We start from the raw sequence: 17,057 nt of genomic DNA on the forward strand, positions 1-17,057 counted from the left end.
AGCGGCCGGTTCAGGTCGAGACCTGACCGACGCCGGACCGGTGTACATGGGGCTGCATCAACCGGTTGAAACGGCCCCGAACGCGTTCGTTGACAGACGACTGCCAGCTAATCAGCGGATCGGCACGCCAAGATCCTCCTCCAGGAAGCGCAGAATCGCCTCTGCCAGCGCCTCGCGAGGATACGCATTCTGTGTAACGAAGAGCGCCCCGATCGTAGGGTGGGTCCGCGCAACAGGCACCGCGAGCGCCCAGTGATCCGCATTGACGTAGGCGAGAAGCGTGCTGCCGGGGACAACCTGATCGTAAAAGATGACCTGACTGTCGTTCCGCGAGTCGACGCGCGCGAGCTTGTCATAGCTCGACTTCAGGATCGAGGAGATTCGCTCGGGCTGCGGGAACGTCACGACCGAGTAGTAATGCAGATCAGCCGGAAGCGGATGCTGCGCGAGCCACGCTTTGCGAGTCGCAGGTCTCAAACTCTCTACGGCACCACCATCGCCCGATGTGCAGGTTGCGCCCGGAACATATCGCAACAAGTCGGCCTGATATTGGTCGGCGTCGTTGGCGAGCGGGGAGCCGCCGATTGCACCGGCGGCACTCACCACCGCCGCCACGCGGCTTCGTATCTCAGGATAGGCGACCAGTGCTTCCAAAATGTCGGGCGCCCCCTTCGAATAACCAATCAACACGAGCCGCGGCGCGTCCTCCGATGCCGGCATAGCCATGATCGCGTCGCGAATTTGCCGTGCATTGTTAGTGGAACTCGACAGCGCGTCGACGTTGATGAGCGCTGCATCGAAGCCATACTCGCGAAGATGCGTCACGACGGTATCCGGCGTATCCAGCCAGGGATCGAAGCAATCGTAGCCGACGCCATGCACCACCGCCCCAATCAGGTGCCGCCTGGACTGGCCAAGTTCGACGGGCTCGCCGGTGCCAGGGGACTCTGCGCCGACCCGCGTCAGCGCTTGCTCGCACGGGCGGTAGTCGGGTAGCGCTGCACCGCGTGCTTCGAGGACCGCGCAATAAATTTCCCGAAAGCGCCCTCGCTTATCCATGACGCCAGCCTGAGACGCGGGCATGAGAACCATCGGGGGTGTATCGGCCGAGTACGGGATAAGCGGCTTCGCCGCGCATGCGCCGAAGAGAACGCACGACGTGATCGTCGCTAACCAAGCGCTGATCTGGCGGCACGCATCGAAGGCAGCGGCAACCTGACGCTTGAATTGAATGAGCGCCCATCTCGATCTCGAGTCACTGACTCGCATTGCCGGTTGCTCCAGTTTGACGAGTATCTGGCTCTTCCAGATAGGGGACCCACTCAAGAAAATCGACATCCGACAGACTCCGTGGCCGGGTGGCGAAGAACACGACCGCGCGCAATCCGTCCGTATAGTAAGTCGCACCGTCAAGGGTTATACGAGGACGAGTCGGCGGTGCGGGGCCAACACCGTTCACAAATCCGAGCTTTTCGAGGCCGCTCGAATACATCAGGTCCTGCATCAGAAAGTTGCGTGCCTCGTCGACGTTCTCGTGGAGAGTGAGGCGTTTTTTATCGCGGGGCGCAAAGCGCCCGCCGACAGGGCGGCCGACCTGCGCGACGTAGACCAGTTGTCCCTGAAAGCGGATCGGAGCGAGCCATCCCCGGATCCAGTTTGCGGGCGCCCCGGCCTGCGCCTGCTTGCGCATGACAAAGTCCGGTTCCCGACCGAAGACGCGCTGCGCGAGGTCAAACTCCCGCGCATCGCGCCGATAGTCGCGCCGCACCAGCGCTGCGCCGATGTCGGTGAGCTGGCCAATGCCAATGGCATTTAGCGGATCGGCCTGAATAGTCCCGCTCGGGTCGGTGGCACAGCATGGTAGGCGCTCGAGCGCCGCGCGCAGCGACGCCAGGTCCTGGTAGTCCGTGATTCCAGTGGCAGAGGGTGGCAGAGGGATCTGCGACAGCCGTGGATCCATTGTGCCGCCTGGCACACGCAGAAAGATCGAGAAGGGCATCAGCGTCTGGTTTCCCAGCAGATCGACATTGACGAGCTTGATGCCTTGATCGGGGTTGGTGAACAAAATGCCCGATCGTGTCTCCCCCGCCGGGATGGGGTTGTTGAACCTGAGATCACGGAAATAGTCGTCCATGCGCTTGTTGCTTGCGCCGCCAAACAGCGTATGCATTGACCATGCGACTTCATGAGGTGAAAAGTAGTCCGGGTCCGTGCCCGAGCGTAAAAGCCACAGCGCCTGCGACGTCCCATTCTGCACTTCGAGCCAAAGCGGCTGCACTCCCGTTCTGTTGACGTCGGCACCATACATCCGCTTGCTGTCTTCCTCGCTAAGCACCGTTGCGCTCACGCGTACGCCGCGACTGGAGGCGCTGACCTCGCGCTGACGCAACGGCTCAGCGTCCGCCTCGGGCGGAACTTGCCATGTCGAGCAGCCGGCCAGCGCGAGCGCCAGGCATAGCGCGAGTCCTGCATTAGACCGTCGCCTGCGCAAGGTCTGCTGGATGGTCATGGCCTCGCTCCTGGCGTCACCCGCAGTACCTTGTACGGAGTGATCCACGGGAAGATTTCGATCTGCGATAACGGCCTCGGCGTGCGATCGAACACCAGCACGACGCGGAAGCCGTCGGTGTAATACGGGTCGGTCGTCAAATTCCTTCGCGGCGCAGCTTCCAACACGGCACCCACTCCCGTCACTAGTCCCATCTTGAACAGGTTCTGGGAATACGCCATGTCTTCGGTCAGCGCAGTGCGTGCCTCATCCACCTCCGGGTCGATCTTGTGTGTCGTGAACGTTGACGAGTGCCACGTCAGGCGAATCCCGATATCGCGGCTGATCTGTCCAACCCACACAGGCTTGTCGTGATAGCGCATCGTGCTGAGCCAGAGCCGCATATGGTTGCGCTGGTGAATGTCGCCCCGCGCCTTTTGAAGCGCGAGGTCTTGGGCGCGTCCGAACAGGTAAAGGTCGCTCACCGGCGCGTTGACGTACGCTTGGCCCGACAACGCGGCGCTGATCATCCGCTCGATTGCCCCCGACCACTTTCGTTCCGTGAGGCTCCAGCCCCGCCGCACCAGTGCGGGAAAGGCGTCGTCGAGGCTGCCGACGATCACCAGGTTGAGCGGGTCGCCCTTCTTTGAGCCGTCCTCGTCAGTTGCGCAACAGGGCAGTGCTTCGAGCGCTTCTCGAAAGCTCGCGTCGTCCGTGTAATTTACAGTGGGCTCCTGCGGATCGGTCGCCCGTCTGAAGACCCGACTACGCTTGTAGTCGGCTTCAAACCCAGGTACCGATACGAAAACGGAGAACGTCCGAGCGTGTCCGCTCGCGACGAGATCCAGTTGCACCAGCTTCGCGCCCGCGTTGAAATTCGTCAGCACAAACCCCGCGACCGTCTCTCCGGGACGCACGGGGTTATGAAAAGCGAGACTACGGAAGCGGCGCGCGAGCTCGGAACGCTGGTCGGGCGGAGCATCGCTGCTGAAAGCCTCTGCCGCCTCCGATGCGGGAAAGAAGTTTGGATCCAGGCCGGGTGACAGGAGAAAGTAGTTGTGGTCCTCGCGATTGCGGACCTCGATCCAGACGGGCTGAATTCTTCTTTCGGCAAGCGGGACACCGTACACCGCCGCGCTTTCCTCTGAGGACAGCACGGCTGTTGAAACCTCGATGCCGGCCTCGTCGCGTGTCACGGCCCGGTTTTGGTAAGCCGGTATTGCGGCTTCTGGCGGAACCGCAGCGCAACCGACCACTAGATAGCCGACGGAAATCGCAATCAGCATCCTGGTAACGACGCTGTTCATCAAGTCAACTCCGGGGTTGACACCGTGGCGTTCGGTCGCGCGGATCAGCTAGCTAACTGCGCGCCGCCCTCACTGAGCTTGCAGGAGTACGCTACCCAGTTTAGTAGAGGTTGGGGCGCCGATGGGGTAGCGACCGTGGATCGCATCCGTGCAGCACGGAGTTGATGATCGCAAAGTCTTGATTGCTTTCCGGCCGCGTCCCTAAGCGGCTTGCACGGATCGGCGCCGGCCAAATCAAAGCAGATGGCCCGCCGCGATTTCCGGGGGCGGAAGCACCGCAAAAAGATCGATCTGACAAATTCACTCACTAAGCACTGGCAAAACGCCGCCGACGCGACAGGCGTCGGTTGTCGTGGCTATGCGACAGACCGTCTGCGGATAGCAAAGCGTTGAGAGGGCGAGTGCAGGACGGCGAGTTCGCCGGCTTCCCGTCCCGACTCTGCTACAAGCATTCCTGCGCTTGCTCAGGTAACGCGCACGAACTACCCTTCGGCGAAGAACCACTCCGACATCGTCCGCGCTAGTTCGCGCACGACCTCCGCGTCGGTCCGGCCGGAGGATGCGCGCACGTGAAACGAATGATCTGCGTCGTCCACCACATGCAGCGTGGCGCGCGGCCCCAGCGTCTCGACGACCGACCTCAGCAGGTGAAGCTCGGCCAGCTTGTCGCGCGTGCCCTGCAGGAAGAGAATCGGCACCGTGACGTCCGCCAAGTGCCGCGCCCGCTCGACGCCGGGCGCCCCAGCCGGGTGCAGCGGGAACGCGACGAAAGCGAGGCCACGCACGCCGTCGAGCGCGGAGATGGCTTGGGCCTGGGACGTCATGCGGCCGCCGAACGACCTGCCGCCCGCGAAGAGCGGCAGGGCTGGCAGCCGCCGGCGGGCCTCTGCGACGGCTGCCTGCACGGCAGCATGTGCCACGGCCGGCGAGTCCACCCGCCTGGAGCCCCGCTCCATGTACGGAAACTGGTAGCGCAATGTGGCGACGTTCGCCGCGGCAAGCGCGTCGGCCAAAGACGACATGCCGGCGTGCTGCATGCCCGCCCCCGCACCGTGCGCGAAGACGTATAGCGCTCGCGCGTGCGCTGGCACTTGAAGGAGCGCAGAGACCTTAGAGCCGTCGGGTAGTGCGAGCGAAAGCGATTCTGCGTCGTCCATGGTATTCAGGTCGTGTCGGTGTGGTCTTTGTGCCGATTCTGCATCAATGAGGCATCGGGAGACGCTTGTGGCAGCTTCCGGCAAGGCATTGCTCGGGCGGACTTTGCCGGCCGATCCATGGAGCGCGCGCATCGCGGAGGGCGCCGCAGTCGCGATGTGTCGGTTGACGACCGAAAGCCCGACAGCAATGTGATTTGCGCTTCGAGACATTCGCGTAATAGCACGCCTGCATCATTGTTAGCGAGCTGTTACGACACTGCAAGCAGCGTCAAAGGAAGTTCTCGGAGGGCGGTTCATTTATCGGGCTCCCTGAAAGAGCAGGTCCGGCAGCAAGAAGCTCTTAGTCGACGCATGGTTGGCCGCGTATGGCCGCGACGCGGGTACGTCGCTCGCTAACGCCGGGACCATCGAGCGGCAGCGCGTTCGACGCTGCGCTAGCGTCGGCTCGATCCCGCCTGACGTGCCGCGAACAGACACAGCATCTCGTACATCATCGTTGCGGCGACGAGCGCGGTGTTGCCGCTCGGATCATACGGCGGCGACACTTCAACCACATCGCCGCCGACCCAGTTCAACCCGTCGAGTCCGCGCAGCAACGCAAGCGTTTCGCGCGTCGTCAATCCGCCGATTTCCGGCGTGCCGGTGCCAGGTGTGAACACCGGATCGAGCCCATCGACATCGAGCGAAAGATACACGGGCGCATCGCCGACCACGCGCCGCGCTTCTTCGACGATCGCCGCCGGGCCGCGTTCCTCGAACTCTTCGATGAATACCACGCGCATGCCGTGATCCAACGAATAACGCCAGCCTTCGTCGGTATTCTGCGCGCCGCGTATGCCGATCTGAATCGTGCGCGTGGGCTCGAGAAGACCCGCTTCGACCGCGCGTCTGAACGGCGCGCCGTGCGTGAATTTCGAGCCCTTGAACGCGTCCCACGTGTCCGTGTGCGCGTCGATATGCACGAGCGCGAGCGGCTGCTTCGGCGCGATCGCCTGAAAGACCGGATAGGTGATCGAGTGATCGCCGCCCGCGATCAGCGCTATCTTCCCCGCGCGGAATACCGGCTCGAAAAAGCGGCGGATATCGGCGTGCGCGGCTTCTAGATCGTAGAGATGCTCGAAGGGCACATCGCCGATATCGGCCACGCGGCACGCTTCGAACGGATTGAATCGCGTGACGTGATGAATCGCGCGCATCATCGTCGACATGTTGCGGATCTCGCGCGGCCCGAAGCGTGCGCCAGGACGCGCGGTGACACCGCCATCGAAGGGCACGCCCGCCAGCGCGATATCGAGCGCCGCGAGGTCGCGCTCGAACGGCACGCGCATGAAAGTGGGAATGCCGGCGAAGCGCGGCAACTGCATCTGCGAAAGATCGGTGCTGGCCATGATGAGTTCCCGCTGATCAGAACGTGGGCGGCGTGTTGACCCAGAGTATGCGCGTCACCGCATCGCCCGGATTGCGATAGCTGTGCGGCTCGGTGCTCGGAAAATAGAACGAATCGCCCGCCTTGAGCGAATAGCTCTGATCGCCGAGCGTGAGTTCCAGTTCGCCTTCGAGCACATAACCCAACTCTTCGCCGACGTGATGAATCTGCTCGTCGCTGCGGGCAAGCGGCTCCAGTACGTGGATGTCGCCCTGAAGCAACTGGCCCGGACTCGGCACGACAAGGCGTTCGAGCATGATGGAGCCCTCGGCACGTCTGCGTTTGCCGGCCGCCGGAGCGGCCCGCGCGCCCGGAAAGCGCACCGAGGGCCGCTCGCTCGCACGCTGAACGGGCGAAGCCGTGAGGGTCGGCGCGGACAGCAGTGCCGCGATGTTGGTGTCGAGCGCAATGGCGAGCTTGTGCAGCATGGCGAGCGAAGGCGTCGCGTGGCCGCCTTCGACCTTCGACAGAAGACTTTCCGAGCAACCCGCCGCTCCCGCGAGCACCTTGAGCGTCATCTGTCGCACCATGCGCGCATGACGCAGACGCGTGCCGAGGCCATCGGCGGCGGACGCCGGCGCGGCGTTGGCTTTAGGTGAAGTACGCGCTGCAGTTGAGGAAGGTCGTTTGCTGGCCACGAATGAACACCATCGAAAAGAAGAAGGGCGCGCTCATGCGAGCACCGTGAACTCGACTTCGAGCGGGTTGAGCGCGTTGATCGGAATGATATCCTGCGGGCACGCCGACATGACCACGACGCAGTCCATCGCGGCCCTGATATCCACGTAATCGCCGGACTTCGACACGGGCGGCAGCCAGTCAATCGAATAATCCGGCTTGACGGGAATGTTCATCCAAAGATTGAACGGCTGGGGCACTTCCTTCGTGCGCAAGCCAATAGCCTTCAGCGCAAGCCGCAGGTTGTCCGCGCAGTTGTCGTGATAGTGCTCGACGCCGAGATTGCGATAGCGGTACAGATCGCACGCGGCGATGAGCGTATCGTGCACGCCCGGCGACGTATCCGTGACGAGTTCGGCAATCGGGCGGCGCTGGTTGGTCACGAGCGGATCGCCCGGCTGCGGAATGATCTTGTCGATGAACGCGCGCGTATGTTCGAACGACAGAAACTCGTTCAGATGCTGCGCGTTGAAGATCCACGTATCGCACACTTGCGTGCCGTGCGGATTGGCGATGCGGATGGTCTGCCCGGCCTTCACGCGCACCGCGCGGCCGCAGCGCGCGGGCACCGTATACGTCATGCCGATTTCAGGCGTGCCGTCCGGCGAGATGGGTTCGTTGAGCGTGGCGTTGACGCCGGTTTCCTGGCCGTTGTCTTCGGTGCTTGCAAGAGTCGTTGCGGATGCGTTCATGTGGGCTCCTTCAGTCGTTGCAGAGTGTGGTGAGGCAATGAGCGAGCGCGCGTGCGCCGAGCACGAGATGTCCGGCGTCCGTCGCTTCGGCGGGGTTGTGGCTGATGCCGTCTATGCTGGGCACAAAGATCATTCCGCTCGGGCAATGTTTCGCGAGATACATGGCGTCGTGGAATGCGCCCGAGGTCAGATGCAGCGCGCGGGTATCGAGCGCGCGGCAGGCTTCGTCGATGCGCGACAACACGGACGGATTGAACGCGACGGGCGCATGGGCGAACAGCGCTTCGATGCGCGCGCCATGAGATTGCGCGATGGCCTGCGCGTGTTCATCGAACGCGCCGAGCACGCGCGCGTCCGGATGGCGGAAGTCGACGGTGAAACTCACCGCCGACGGAATCGTGTTGATCGAATTCGGCGCGATGTTCCAGCGGCCGAACGTGACGCGCGTATCGGCGCGGCCGAGTTCATGGGCGATGGCATCGAGTTCCCGATGCAGCGCGATGGCGAGCGTCATCGCGTCGCGGCGCAGTGGCATCGGCGTGGTGCCCGCGTGGGCGGCGATGCCCTGCACATGGAACGCGTACCAGCGCACGCCCTGAATGCCGCTGACGACAGCGAGCGGCACCTCGGCCTTTTCGAGTTGCGGACCTTGTTCGATATGCAGTTCGACGAAGGCATGCGCGGCGTCTTGCTGCGCGCGCGGCGGCAGTTCGGGGAACGCGCTGACGTGGCGTTGCAGCGCCGCGCTCAGGGTTGTGCCTTCGGCGTCCTGCACGTGCGCATAACGCGCCATCCGCGACGGCTCCACGAAGGCGCTCGATCCCATCGCGCCCGGCGAGAAGCGCGTGCCTTCCTCGTTGGTCCAGATCGCGACTTCGAGCGGGCGGCGCGTGGGCACGTTCGCATCGTTCAACGCGGCGAGCACTTCGAAGCCCGCAAGCACGCCGTAACATCCGTCGAGCTTGCCGCCGGCAGGTTGCGTGTCGATGTGGCTGCCGGTCATCACCGGCGCAAGTGCTGCGTCGCCCTCGCGGCGGAAAAACAGATTCGCGCACGCATCCACATGCACGCTGCAGCCGAGCGCACGCGCGCGGTCGATCAGAAAGCGCCGCGCTTCGATATCGCGTTCGCCGAGCGCGGGGCGGTCCACGCCGCCGTCATCGCGCGCGCCGAATGCAGCGAGGGCTTCGATCGATTCGAGCAGGCGCGCCGCGTTCACGGCATCCGCCACTTGTCTTGCGCTCACGATGTCACTCCTTCGCTCACGAAATCGAGGCTGCGTTCCAGCCACGGTTTAAGGAACTGCTGCAAGCGCGGTGTGCGCGTATTGCCGAACAGTTGCGCGGGCGGTCCGGCTTCGACGATTTTCCCGGCTTCCATGAACACGACCTTGTCGGAGATCTTTGCGGCGAAGCTCATCTCGTGCGTGACCATCACCATCGTCATGCCTTCCTGCGCGAGCGAACGGATCACGTTGAGTACTTCCTCGACGAGCTCGGGATCGAGCGCGGATGTGGGTTCGTCGAGCAGAATCACTTCGGGTTCGATGGCCAGCGCCCGCGCGATGCCCACGCGCTGCTGCTGCCCGCCGCTCAGCCGCGCGGGATACGCGTCCGCCTTGTGCTCGAGACCGACACGCGTGAGCGCGGCCAACGCTTTCGTGCGCGCGTCGCGCCTGCTCATCTTCTTGGCGAGCACGAGCGGCGTCGCGACGTTGTCCAACGCGTTCATGTGCGGCCAGAGATTGAATTGCTGGAAGACCATCGAAATAGGACGGCGCACGTCGGCGATGCTGGCTTCGCTGTCACGATCCTTCGCCGTGCGTCCTGTCGATCGATAGCCCAGCAACTGGCCTTTGATCCACACTTCGCCTTCGTCATAGGCTTCGAGAAAATTCATGCAGCGCAGCGCGGTGGTCTTGCCCGAACCGGACGGCCCGATCAGCGTGACGATCTCGCCGCGCATCACATCGAGGTCGATGCCCTTGAGCACGCGGTTCTCGCCGTACGACTTGCCGACGGCGCGCAGCTTGAGTATCGGAAGGTCGCTCATGATGTCTTCTTCAGAAACGGAATGCGGGAAGTCGCGGCCTGCGCGATCAGCGACACGGCTTGCGTCAGCAGCCAGTAACATGCGATCAGCAGCGCATACGGACCGATATACGTGTAGCTCGATGCGACGATATCGCTGGCCGTCATCGTCAATTCGGGCACCGTGATGATCGACGCGACCGCACTCTCCTTGATGACGAGAATCGTCTGGTTCGCGATCAGCGGCGCCGCGAACGCGAGCGCCTGCGGCAGTTCGATGGAGCGGAACGCGTCTCGCCGGCTCACGCCGAAAGCGGCGGCGGCTTCGAGCTGACCGCGCGGAACGCTCGCCCATGCCGCGCGAAAAAGCTCCGCGAAATAAGCGCTCGAATAGAACGCGAGCGAAAGGATCGTGGCCTGCACGGCTGACAACGTCACGCCTAAAACCGGCAGCCCGAAGTACACGATCACGAGTTGCGACAGATAAGGCGTGCCGCGCACCAGCCATACGAACGCGCCATAGACGAGCGCGAACGGACGGCCGAACGCGAGCCGCATCGCATTGATCGCGAAGCCCGCGACGATGCCGATGAACGCCGTCAGCACGCTCACTTCGAGCGTGATGCCCATCGCTTCGATGAAGCGCGGAACGAGTGCGATGAAGTTGTTCATGCCGATGCCTCACGGACGCCGTGCCACACGCAGCGCGTACACATGACCCGCGCCCGCGAGCAGCGACGTGATTGCCAGATAGAACATCGCCGCCAGCGCGTACACTTCGAGCGGCCGATACGTCGATGACGAAAGCTGCTGTCCGACGCGCATCAGATCCGTTACGGATATCACCGACACCACCGCCGATGCCTTGACGATATCGATCATTTCGGAGACGAGCGCGGGCAGCGTCGCGCGCACGACTTGCGGCACTTCGATATGCCACAAGGTCTGACGCCGCGTGAGATTGAAGGTCGATGCCGCCTCGATCTGCCCCGGCGCGATGGAGCGAAAACCCGCACCCAGAATCTGCGACTGATACGCGCCCGTGTTGAGCGACAGCCCGATCGCGGCGGCAGCGAGCCCCGGTAACTCCAGCCCGAGCGCGGACGGCACGTAGTAGAACACCAGCAGTTGCGCGAGTACGGGCGTGCCGCGCAGCAGGCTCACGTACACGCGCGCCGTGCCGCGCATCAGCCGGCTGTCGCTGACCGACATCGTGTAGACGAACACGCCGACGAAGAAGCCGCAGCCGACGGCAACCGCCGACAGCACGAGTGTCGTCAGCGCGCCGTCGAGCAGTTGCGGCAAGTAGCCGATGCAGCGCGTAAGCAGATCGGGACCGTTCATCGCGATGTCAGATAGACGGTGCGGGAAGCGTGGCCGGAACGTCCATCGTCGAGCCGAACCATTTCTCCTGAAGCTTCTTCATGGTGCCGTCGCTGTTCGCTCTCGCGATGCCATCGCTGAAGAGCTTGAGGAGGGCAGCGCTGTCGGCGTCCTTGCGTGCGACCCAGGCGAAGTAGCTCTTCGGACCGATGGTCTGCGGCAGCACCGCGAAAACGCCCGGACGCGACTTCAGCAATGGCCCGAGATTGGCGACGGACTGCGCGACGGCATCGAGCCGGCCGACGGCGAGGTCGGCATAGGCTTCGTCGAACGCGACGTATTGCTTGATCTGCTTGATGCCGGGACCGCCTGCTTCCTTCAGCTTCTTGTCGAGCGCCATCAGCGCCTGCAATTGTGCAGAGCCGGTCTGCGAGCCGACCACCTTGCCGTTCAGATCGTTCGGCGCTTTGATGGAGGTATCGGCGGACCGGGTGAGTACGCCGGTGGTCGCGTCGGCGACGGGAACAGTGAAGGCGAAATGATCGGCGCGGTCCTTGTTGACGGTCACGGCCGTCACGACGACGTCGAAGCGCTTTGCATCGAGACCGGGCAGCAGACCCTGGAAGGGCAGGTCGAGCTGCTTGACCTTCACATCGGGCAGAGACTTGAGGACGTAGGCCATCAGATCGGCGTCATAGCCGACGATCTTGCCGTTATCGACGTATTCGAAGGGCGCGTAACGCGCTTCCGTCGCGATCGTGATTTCCTTGTTCGATTTGATGCGGGCGAGCAGATCTTCCGCGTGCGCAAGCGACGGCGCGGCGGCGTTGAGCGCGAGCGCGCCCGTCAGTGCGGCCAGCAAATGGCGAAGACGTTTGTTCATGACACTCCCCTTGCGAATGGGCTATGTTGAAGGCAATCGGAATTTCATTCAAGCAACTTGAATGTAATTCATTAGGCATGAAGTGTGCCAACGCGAAGCGCCCGGACCTGCGGGGCTTCGTCTTACGACATGCACTGAAAGGGGGGTGTAGAAGCGGGCGAATGCACCGCCGCGCACGGCGATGCACCGGTTTGAAGTATGAAGGGAGTGATTGCGAGAGTCAGTGGGGTCCGCAATAGGGACGCAAGACGTCACACGAGCGACAGGGCGTCCGGCGGCCGCGGCTTAACCAGCAGCGGGGACATGGAGATGGATCCTCGATGCGTCGCGCGCAAGGGTTCGACTAGCAAGCTCGCAACGTTTCGTCAGTCTGGAGATTGCGAACTCGGGTACCCGGCGTACGATCGTACGTTCCGCGCGATCGACGCCCATCGTCCTGCTGCAAAATTGGCACTCGGCCTGAAGCTCGGCCGCCGCCAGTGCGGTCGCGCCCAGCTGTGCTTGTTCCCGACGATGCGCCGCGACGGAAGAATGCGCGCCGGCTGGTGTCGCGGTGCGGCAGACATCGCGTAAGGCGCAATCGGCGGGAAGCACGGTCTCCAGTTCGTCGCGAACGAATCGCCATGCGCCCTGATTACGGTCTTCCTCCTGCGCCCAAACGATGCTGCGCAAGCTGGTGAACCGGGCGAGCACGCGCCGGAGTGGGTCATGCGGGAACGGATAGAGCTGCTCGATGCGGATGATCGCCGTCGATTCGTCGCCGGACCCGTCGCGAGCATCGCGCAATTCGTAGTAGAACTTTCCGCTGCATAGGACGACGCGTTCAACCGCACTTGCATCTGCGATGCGTTCGTCGCCCAGTACGCATTGAAATGCGCCATCGATCATCTCGCGCAGCGTCGAGTGCGACGCGACGTTGCCGTAAAGCTTCGACTTCGGAGACATGACGATGAGCGGCGTCCGACGCTCGGTCGTCGCCTGCTGGCGAAGCAGATGGAACCATTGCGCCGAGGTCGAAGGTACGACAATCCGCATGTTTTCGTCCGCGCAAAGCTGCAGGAAGCGGCCGAGATAGCCGCTCGAATGCTCCGGACCGACGCCCTCATGGCCATGCGGCAGCAATACGGCGAGCGCCGACTCATAACCCCACTTGAACTCGCCGGCCGCGATGTACTGATCGATGAAAACCTGCGCGCCGTTGACGAAGTCACCGTACTGCGCTTCCCAGACAGTCATCGTGGTCTTCGTTTGAACACTGTAGCCATACTCGAATCCAAGCACGGCCTCTTCGGTCAGCGGCGAGTTCACGATGTCGAACCGTCCCTGCCTTGCGGCGATGCCACTGAGCGGCACATGACGGTGGTGAGTGCACGTCAAGCACGAAGACGCGGCCGAAGCGCGCGCCCAAATCGCCATAGAGCTTCCCTGTGAGCAACAATTTCAAACAGGAAGCGCGGCTAATTTCCATCCTTGGCTTTACATAATCAACATTATCAGAGTTTTATTTGTAGGTCCCAAGTTCAAATGTCGTGTTTCTGCTAAGTAGAGATGTCGCGTTTTGGCGTAGGTTCGTCGCCACACAAGCGTTTCAGGAGCGCGGGCGATGAACACGATTGGGATCATCACGATGTCGATGCGTGAACTGGACCGACTCAAGGCGATTCAGGCGGTCGCCGACGCGCGACTCAAACCCGAACGTGCGGCCGAACGGCTGAACTTGAGCGTACGGCAAGTCGAACGCCTGGTGTGGCGTTACCACGCGGCCGGCGTGGCCGGTCTGGTGTCAGGCAAACGCGGACGCCCGAGCAACCATCAATTGCCCAACGGCGTGGCACAGCGCGCGCTGGCGTTGATCCGCGAACGCTACGAGGACTTCGGGCCGAGCTGGCCGAGGTCGAAGCGGCCTTCGACGCGTACGAGACCGCACTCGTCACGAACGACGTCGCGATGCTCGACGCGCTGTTTTTCGATACGCCGCATACGCTGCGCTACGGCGCCACGGAAAACCTCTACGGTTACAAGGCGATCCGCGCGTTCCGGGCTGCACGACCGGGCAAGACACTGGCGCGCACGGTGACCGCGCGCGTCGTGACCACATGCGGCGATGCCTTCCCGTCGCGAACATCGAGTTCCGGCGCGATGGCGATCCGCGCATCGGCCGGCAGACTCAAACGTGCGTGAAGATGCCCGAGGGATGGCGCGTCGCCAGCGCGCATGTAAGCTCGATGGGCGCGTAGCGGCGCGCCTGGCCGACTGCCTGACCAGCAGCGGCCGTTGCGCATCACCGTGAAATGCGTCATTGCGAGGTCAATTCCGTTCGCGCGACGCAACCCGATGAATATTCGATCTGCATCGGAAGCACGTCACTTGCTGCGCAAAGTCCAGCGACGATCGGAAAGAGGGTCGACGCCCGGCAAGTCACGTCGATGCTGTGGCCGATGACCGGCTCGCCGACGTCAATCCAACGCCACGACCGCATCGAGCGCGCCGCCGACCATCGCGCGCAGCGTCGGCTGGATAGCGTCGGCTTTCTCCGGCAGATACACGAACGGCGGCGCTTCATCCATATACGCGGACTGACACATTTCCAGTTGGACCGCGTGAATCCCGTCCTGCGGCGCGCCGTAATGGCGCGTGATAAAGCCGCCCTTGAAGCGCCCGTTCGCGATCCACGTGTAATCGCTTTGCGCGGCCGCATCCGTCACCGCCCTCGTCACCGATTCCGCCGCCGTCCTCCCATCCTGCGTGCCGATGTACAGGTCTGGCAGCTTGCCGTCGAAAAGACGCGGCAGCACGCTCGCGATCGAGCGCCCTTCCCACAGCAGCACGTTCCCGTGCATGTCGCGCAGACGCACAAGCTCGGCGGGGATCGCATCGTGATACGGCTGCCAGTACGCTGTCACGCGACGCTGCTTTTCGGCGGCATCGGGAGCGCAGCCTTCGCGATTCACCTGCTCGCCGCGAAACGTCAGATCGGGGCACAGGCCGGTCGTCGTCTGGCAAAACCTCATCCCGCAGCCACGCCTCGATTGCGCGGTCACGCTCGCGTAATGCACCAAGCGCAAGGCACATGACTACTTCGGCCGAAAAGAAACGTCGGCGCGTCAGAAAATATGCATCATGCCGATGTACGCGCCCGTCTGGGATTGCCCCGCGAGCGGACTCGTGCCCGGATCGGCGTCGCGCGGCGTGGCGAAGACGGAGAACGTACCGTTCGCGCTGTTGCGCACGTAAGCGACCGTGCTGTACAGAAATGTGCGCTTGGTGAAGTTATAGGTCGTGCCGAGCACATAGAGCATCGCGTGGCTCGCCGGGTCATGCGATGCGTCGCCGCCGCCCTCGCCCACGCGGACATAAAAGCCCGCCGCCGTGACGGCCCAAGCGGGCGTCGCCTGATAGGTCGCGCCGAGCCAATAGTGATCGGCGGTGCTGGAGAGGCCCGCGGGCGTGTCGGGCGCGGAATAGTGCGTGTAGGCGGCCTGCACTTTCCATCGATCCACCTTCAGGTTCGCGCCCACGAAGAGTTCGCGCGACGCCTGAAATACGTTGTTCATCTGGCCATTCTGGCTGCGCAGTTCGTCATAGATGCCGCGCACGTCGAAAAGCGGCGAGTGGTAAGTCAGCATGATGCCGTCCGAGCGGCCGAACTCGCCCGCCGCGCCGGAGTTGAACGCGCCCGCCTGACCGCCCAGCGAGTACTGTCCTTGCACGTCGAACCCATGAAACACGGGGCTGTGATATTCGACGTTGTTGCTCGTCTGCTGCCAGTTGCGTCCGCGCACGAGTGATGCCGATGACACCGCCTGTTGCACGAAGGGATCGAATTCCCAGACGCCGTCGCTGTCAATGAACAGATTGCGGCCCGCCTGCAACTGCCCGAATGTCTTCGAGCTCAGTCCGACATAGGCGCGGCGCGACCAGAGACGTCCGCCCCCCGTGGTGCCGTTCATGATCTGGATCGCAGTTTCGAGATTGAACACCGACGTCAGGCCGCCGCCTAGATCTTCGTTGCCTTTGAGGCCCCACATGCTGGTGCCCCAGTCGCCGCCCTCGGCGCTCCATCGCGCGGATGTGCCGCCGGTACCGTTCGCGATGTGATTCAGATATTCGATGCCCCCGTCGAGGCGTCCATACATCGTGACGCTGGATTGCGCCATGGCGCCCGACGCGACAAAGGTGAAACCGACCACCGCTTTCCGTACACAACCTTTCATGTTCGGTTCGACTCCGTTGGGGGTCCGCTCGGATGCGCGGAACCGATGCACGCGAACATAGCACCATCGCGAGAACTCGGCACAGATCCAGTAACCGCAACGGTCAAGAACTAGAAGATGATCTCAATCGAAGTCCGTTTGCTGCGTCCCGCGCAGCTAGCGATCCAACGGGCAGCCGCGAGCAGCCATACTTCAGCCGGTCGAGGTCGCCATCGGCGATGCTACTTGTTTCGCCAAGCAAGCTCGCTTTCAGTCCCGAACGTCGCTAAGACCTTAGCGCGCACGTCGGACCTCGATGGTCGACACAGCTACGCAGATAAGAGCGTTCCATCCACCCTTTCGTGCTCAAGGGGACGAACCGCTATCAGGCCGGCTCGGTTGACTATCTCAATGTCGCCAGCGCGCAGACCATTGCGCTCGAGAACCAGCGCAACGGCGAGACGATCGAAGCGCGCCGACTGAATGCTAGCGTTCGACTGCTCAAGGCGCTCGGAGGCGGCTGGGATCGCACGGCGCTGCGCGACACGGCGGCCGCAGCGCAATGACACCGTTGTCGTTTTGGCACTAGCTTCTCCGACCTTCAAACCTCCGTACAGACAGGAATTAGCAAATTCCTGCTGTACGTGGAATCGAGGCATGGTCATCGGATCGACGCCTGCATTCGCGTACACCCTGATGCGCGCCAGCGGCCTCTGACTAAGCAACCTCGGCTTTCGACGGCGCCTCAAAGAAAGACCGTTGATATTGAGGGAATGAAGGCGATCGCGATCAATCCGAGAAGCAACATACCGAGGTAAATCCAGATTCGCCTCGAAGCGCAGGCGAGCTCCAGAAAGCCGCGCCGCGCGAGATTTTCATG

The 17,057-nt window shown here is 62.9% G+C and carries 13 protein-coding genes and 5 pseudogenes; 3 read left to right on the forward strand and 15 right to left on the reverse strand.

All coding sequences use genetic code 11. From position 1 onward, the window contains the following. Nucleotides 1-111: 111 nt before the first annotated feature. The 13 genes and pseudogenes from NCS67_RS31550 to NCS67_RS31610 form a co-directional block, all read right to left on the reverse strand. Complete coding sequence (locus NCS67_RS31550) at nucleotides 112-1,269, reverse strand: lipase family protein (RefSeq protein ID WP_008345539.1); 1,158 nt, start codon at nucleotides 1,267-1,269, stop codon at nucleotides 112-114. Next, on the reverse strand, nucleotides 1,256-2,509 hold the full coding sequence (locus NCS67_RS31555; RefSeq protein WP_175982115.1) for an LssY C-terminal domain-containing protein: 1,254 nt from the start codon (nucleotides 2,507-2,509) through the stop codon (nucleotides 1,256-1,258). Before NCS67_RS31555 ends, NCS67_RS31550 begins: the two co-directional genes overlap by 14 nt. Then, the gene (locus NCS67_RS31560; RefSeq protein WP_250437913.1) at nucleotides 2,506-3,795 is read right to left on the reverse strand and encodes an LssY C-terminal domain-containing protein; all 1,290 of its coding nucleotides are present in this window, start codon (nucleotides 3,793-3,795) and stop codon (nucleotides 2,506-2,508) included. The genes NCS67_RS31555 and NCS67_RS31560 overlap by 4 nt, the downstream gene beginning before the upstream one ends. A gap of 482 nt (nucleotides 3,796-4,277) precedes the next feature. Next, nucleotides 4,278-4,952 (reverse strand): alpha/beta hydrolase family protein, encoded by a 675-nt coding sequence (locus NCS67_RS31565; RefSeq protein ID WP_250437914.1) that lies wholly within the window; start codon nucleotides 4,950-4,952, stop codon nucleotides 4,278-4,280. 434 nt (nucleotides 4,953-5,386) lie between these two features. Further along, nucleotides 5,387-6,340 carry an agmatinase gene (gene speB, locus NCS67_RS31570; protein ID WP_250437915.1) on the reverse strand — a complete coding sequence of 318 codons (954 nt, stop codon included), beginning with the start codon at nucleotides 6,338-6,340 and terminating at the stop codon, nucleotides 5,387-5,389. A 16-nt stretch (nucleotides 6,341-6,356) separates the two neighbouring features. Further along, nucleotides 6,357-6,908 carry a cupin domain-containing protein gene (locus NCS67_RS31575; protein ID WP_008345534.1) on the reverse strand — a complete coding sequence of 184 codons (552 nt, stop codon included), beginning with the start codon at nucleotides 6,906-6,908 and terminating at the stop codon, nucleotides 6,357-6,359. A 141-nt stretch (nucleotides 6,909-7,049) separates the two neighbouring features. After that, nucleotides 7,050-7,748, reverse strand: coding sequence for a DUF1989 domain-containing protein (locus NCS67_RS31580; protein WP_008345533.1), 699 nt, complete (start codon nucleotides 7,746-7,748; stop codon nucleotides 7,050-7,052). A gap of 10 nt (nucleotides 7,749-7,758) precedes the next feature. Next, complete coding sequence (locus tag NCS67_RS31585) at nucleotides 7,759-8,994, reverse strand: M20 family metallo-hydrolase (protein ID WP_175982112.1); 1,236 nt, start codon at nucleotides 8,992-8,994, stop codon at nucleotides 7,759-7,761. Further along, the gene (locus NCS67_RS31590; protein WP_008345531.1) at nucleotides 8,991-9,800 is read right to left on the reverse strand and encodes an amino acid ABC transporter ATP-binding protein; all 810 of its coding nucleotides are present in this window, start codon (nucleotides 9,798-9,800) and stop codon (nucleotides 8,991-8,993) included. The genes NCS67_RS31585 and NCS67_RS31590 overlap by 4 nt, the downstream gene beginning before the upstream one ends. Further along, nucleotides 9,797-10,450, reverse strand: coding sequence for an amino acid ABC transporter permease (locus tag NCS67_RS31595; RefSeq protein ID WP_250437916.1), 654 nt, complete (start codon nucleotides 10,448-10,450; stop codon nucleotides 9,797-9,799). The genes NCS67_RS31590 and NCS67_RS31595 overlap by 4 nt, the downstream gene beginning before the upstream one ends. Nucleotides 10,451-10,459: 9 nt before the next feature. Then, complete coding sequence (locus tag NCS67_RS31600; protein ID WP_250437917.1) at nucleotides 10,460-11,122, reverse strand: amino acid ABC transporter permease; 663 nt, start codon at nucleotides 11,120-11,122, stop codon at nucleotides 10,460-10,462. 7 nt (nucleotides 11,123-11,129) lie between these two features. Continuing rightward, a complete protein-coding gene (locus NCS67_RS31605) occupies nucleotides 11,130-11,984 on the reverse strand; it encodes a transporter substrate-binding domain-containing protein (protein ID WP_008345520.1) in 855 nt (284 codons plus the stop codon). A 471-nt stretch (nucleotides 11,985-12,455) separates the two neighbouring features. Continuing rightward, a pseudogene (locus tag NCS67_RS31610) lies at nucleotides 12,456-13,343 on the reverse strand (2-oxoglutarate dehydrogenase E1 component); the annotation flags it as partial. A gap of 244 nt (nucleotides 13,344-13,587) precedes the next feature. Between NCS67_RS31610 and NCS67_RS31615 the strand changes: the two are divergent. Continuing rightward, nucleotides 13,588-13,869 (forward strand): annotated as a pseudogene (locus tag NCS67_RS31615) (helix-turn-helix domain-containing protein); the annotation flags it as partial. Next, nucleotides 13,869-14,221: pseudogene (gene hpxZ, locus NCS67_RS31620) on the forward strand (oxalurate catabolism protein HpxZ). The pseudogenes NCS67_RS31615 and hpxZ, both read left to right, overlap by 1 nt. Nucleotides 14,222-14,440: 219 nt before the next feature. Here the strand turns inward: hpxZ and NCS67_RS31625 are convergent. Both NCS67_RS31625 and NCS67_RS31630 read right to left on the reverse strand, forming a co-directional pair. After that, nucleotides 14,441-14,983 (reverse strand): annotated as a pseudogene (locus NCS67_RS31625) (N-formylglutamate amidohydrolase); the annotation flags it as partial. Between the two features lie 105 nt (nucleotides 14,984-15,088). Further along, a complete protein-coding gene (locus tag NCS67_RS31630; RefSeq protein WP_284504213.1) occupies nucleotides 15,089-16,198 on the reverse strand; it encodes a porin in 1,110 nt (369 codons plus the stop codon). Between the two features lie 353 nt (nucleotides 16,199-16,551). On the opposite strand from NCS67_RS31630, the pseudogene NCS67_RS31635 reads away from it, so the two are divergent. After that, nucleotides 16,552-16,743, forward strand: a pseudogene (locus tag NCS67_RS31635) (RND transporter); the annotation flags it as partial. Between the last annotated feature and the right edge of the window lie 314 nt (nucleotides 16,744-17,057).

Source organism: Caballeronia sp. ATUFL_F2_KS9A (genome assembly GCF_023630765.1).
GTDB lineage: Bacteria > Pseudomonadota > Gammaproteobacteria > Burkholderiales > Burkholderiaceae > Caballeronia > Caballeronia zhejiangensis.

Excerpts from the sequence above, each read along its gene's own strand:
- NCS67_RS31555 (WP_175982115.1), bottom strand. The coding sequence starts at position 2,509 with ATGACCATCCAGCAGACCTTGCGCAGGCGACGGTCTAATGCAGGACTC.
- NCS67_RS31600 (WP_250437917.1), bottom strand. The coding sequence starts at position 11,122 with ATGAACGGTCCCGATCTGCTTACGCGCTGCATCGGCTACTTGCCGCAA.
- NCS67_RS31575 (WP_008345534.1), bottom strand. The coding sequence starts at position 6,908 with ATGGTGCGACAGATGACGCTCAAGGTGCTCGCGGGAGCGGCGGGTTGC.
- NCS67_RS31605 (WP_008345520.1), bottom strand. The coding sequence starts at position 11,984 with ATGAACAAACGTCTTCGCCATTTGCTGGCCGCACTGACGGGCGCGCTC.
- NCS67_RS31580 (WP_008345533.1), bottom strand. The coding sequence starts at position 7,748 with ATGAACGCATCCGCAACGACTCTTGCAAGCACCGAAGACAACGGCCAG.
- NCS67_RS31550 (WP_008345539.1), bottom strand. The coding sequence starts at position 1,269 with ATGCGAGTCAGTGACTCGAGATCGAGATGGGCGCTCATTCAATTCAAG.
- NCS67_RS31590 (WP_008345531.1), bottom strand. The coding sequence starts at position 9,800 with ATGAGCGACCTTCCGATACTCAAGCTGCGCGCCGTCGGCAAGTCGTAC.
- speB (WP_250437915.1), bottom strand. The coding sequence starts at position 6,340 with ATGGCCAGCACCGATCTTTCGCAGATGCAGTTGCCGCGCTTCGCCGGC.
- NCS67_RS31630 (WP_284504213.1), bottom strand. The coding sequence starts at position 16,198 with ATGAAAGGTTGTGTACGGAAAGCGGTGGTCGGTTTCACCTTTGTCGCG.
- NCS67_RS31595 (WP_250437916.1), bottom strand. The coding sequence starts at position 10,450 with ATGAACAACTTCATCGCACTCGTTCCGCGCTTCATCGAAGCGATGGGC.
- NCS67_RS31565 (WP_250437914.1), bottom strand. The coding sequence starts at position 4,952 with ATGGACGACGCAGAATCGCTTTCGCTCGCACTACCCGACGGCTCTAAG.
- NCS67_RS31560 (WP_250437913.1), bottom strand. The coding sequence starts at position 3,795 with ATGAACAGCGTCGTTACCAGGATGCTGATTGCGATTTCCGTCGGCTAT.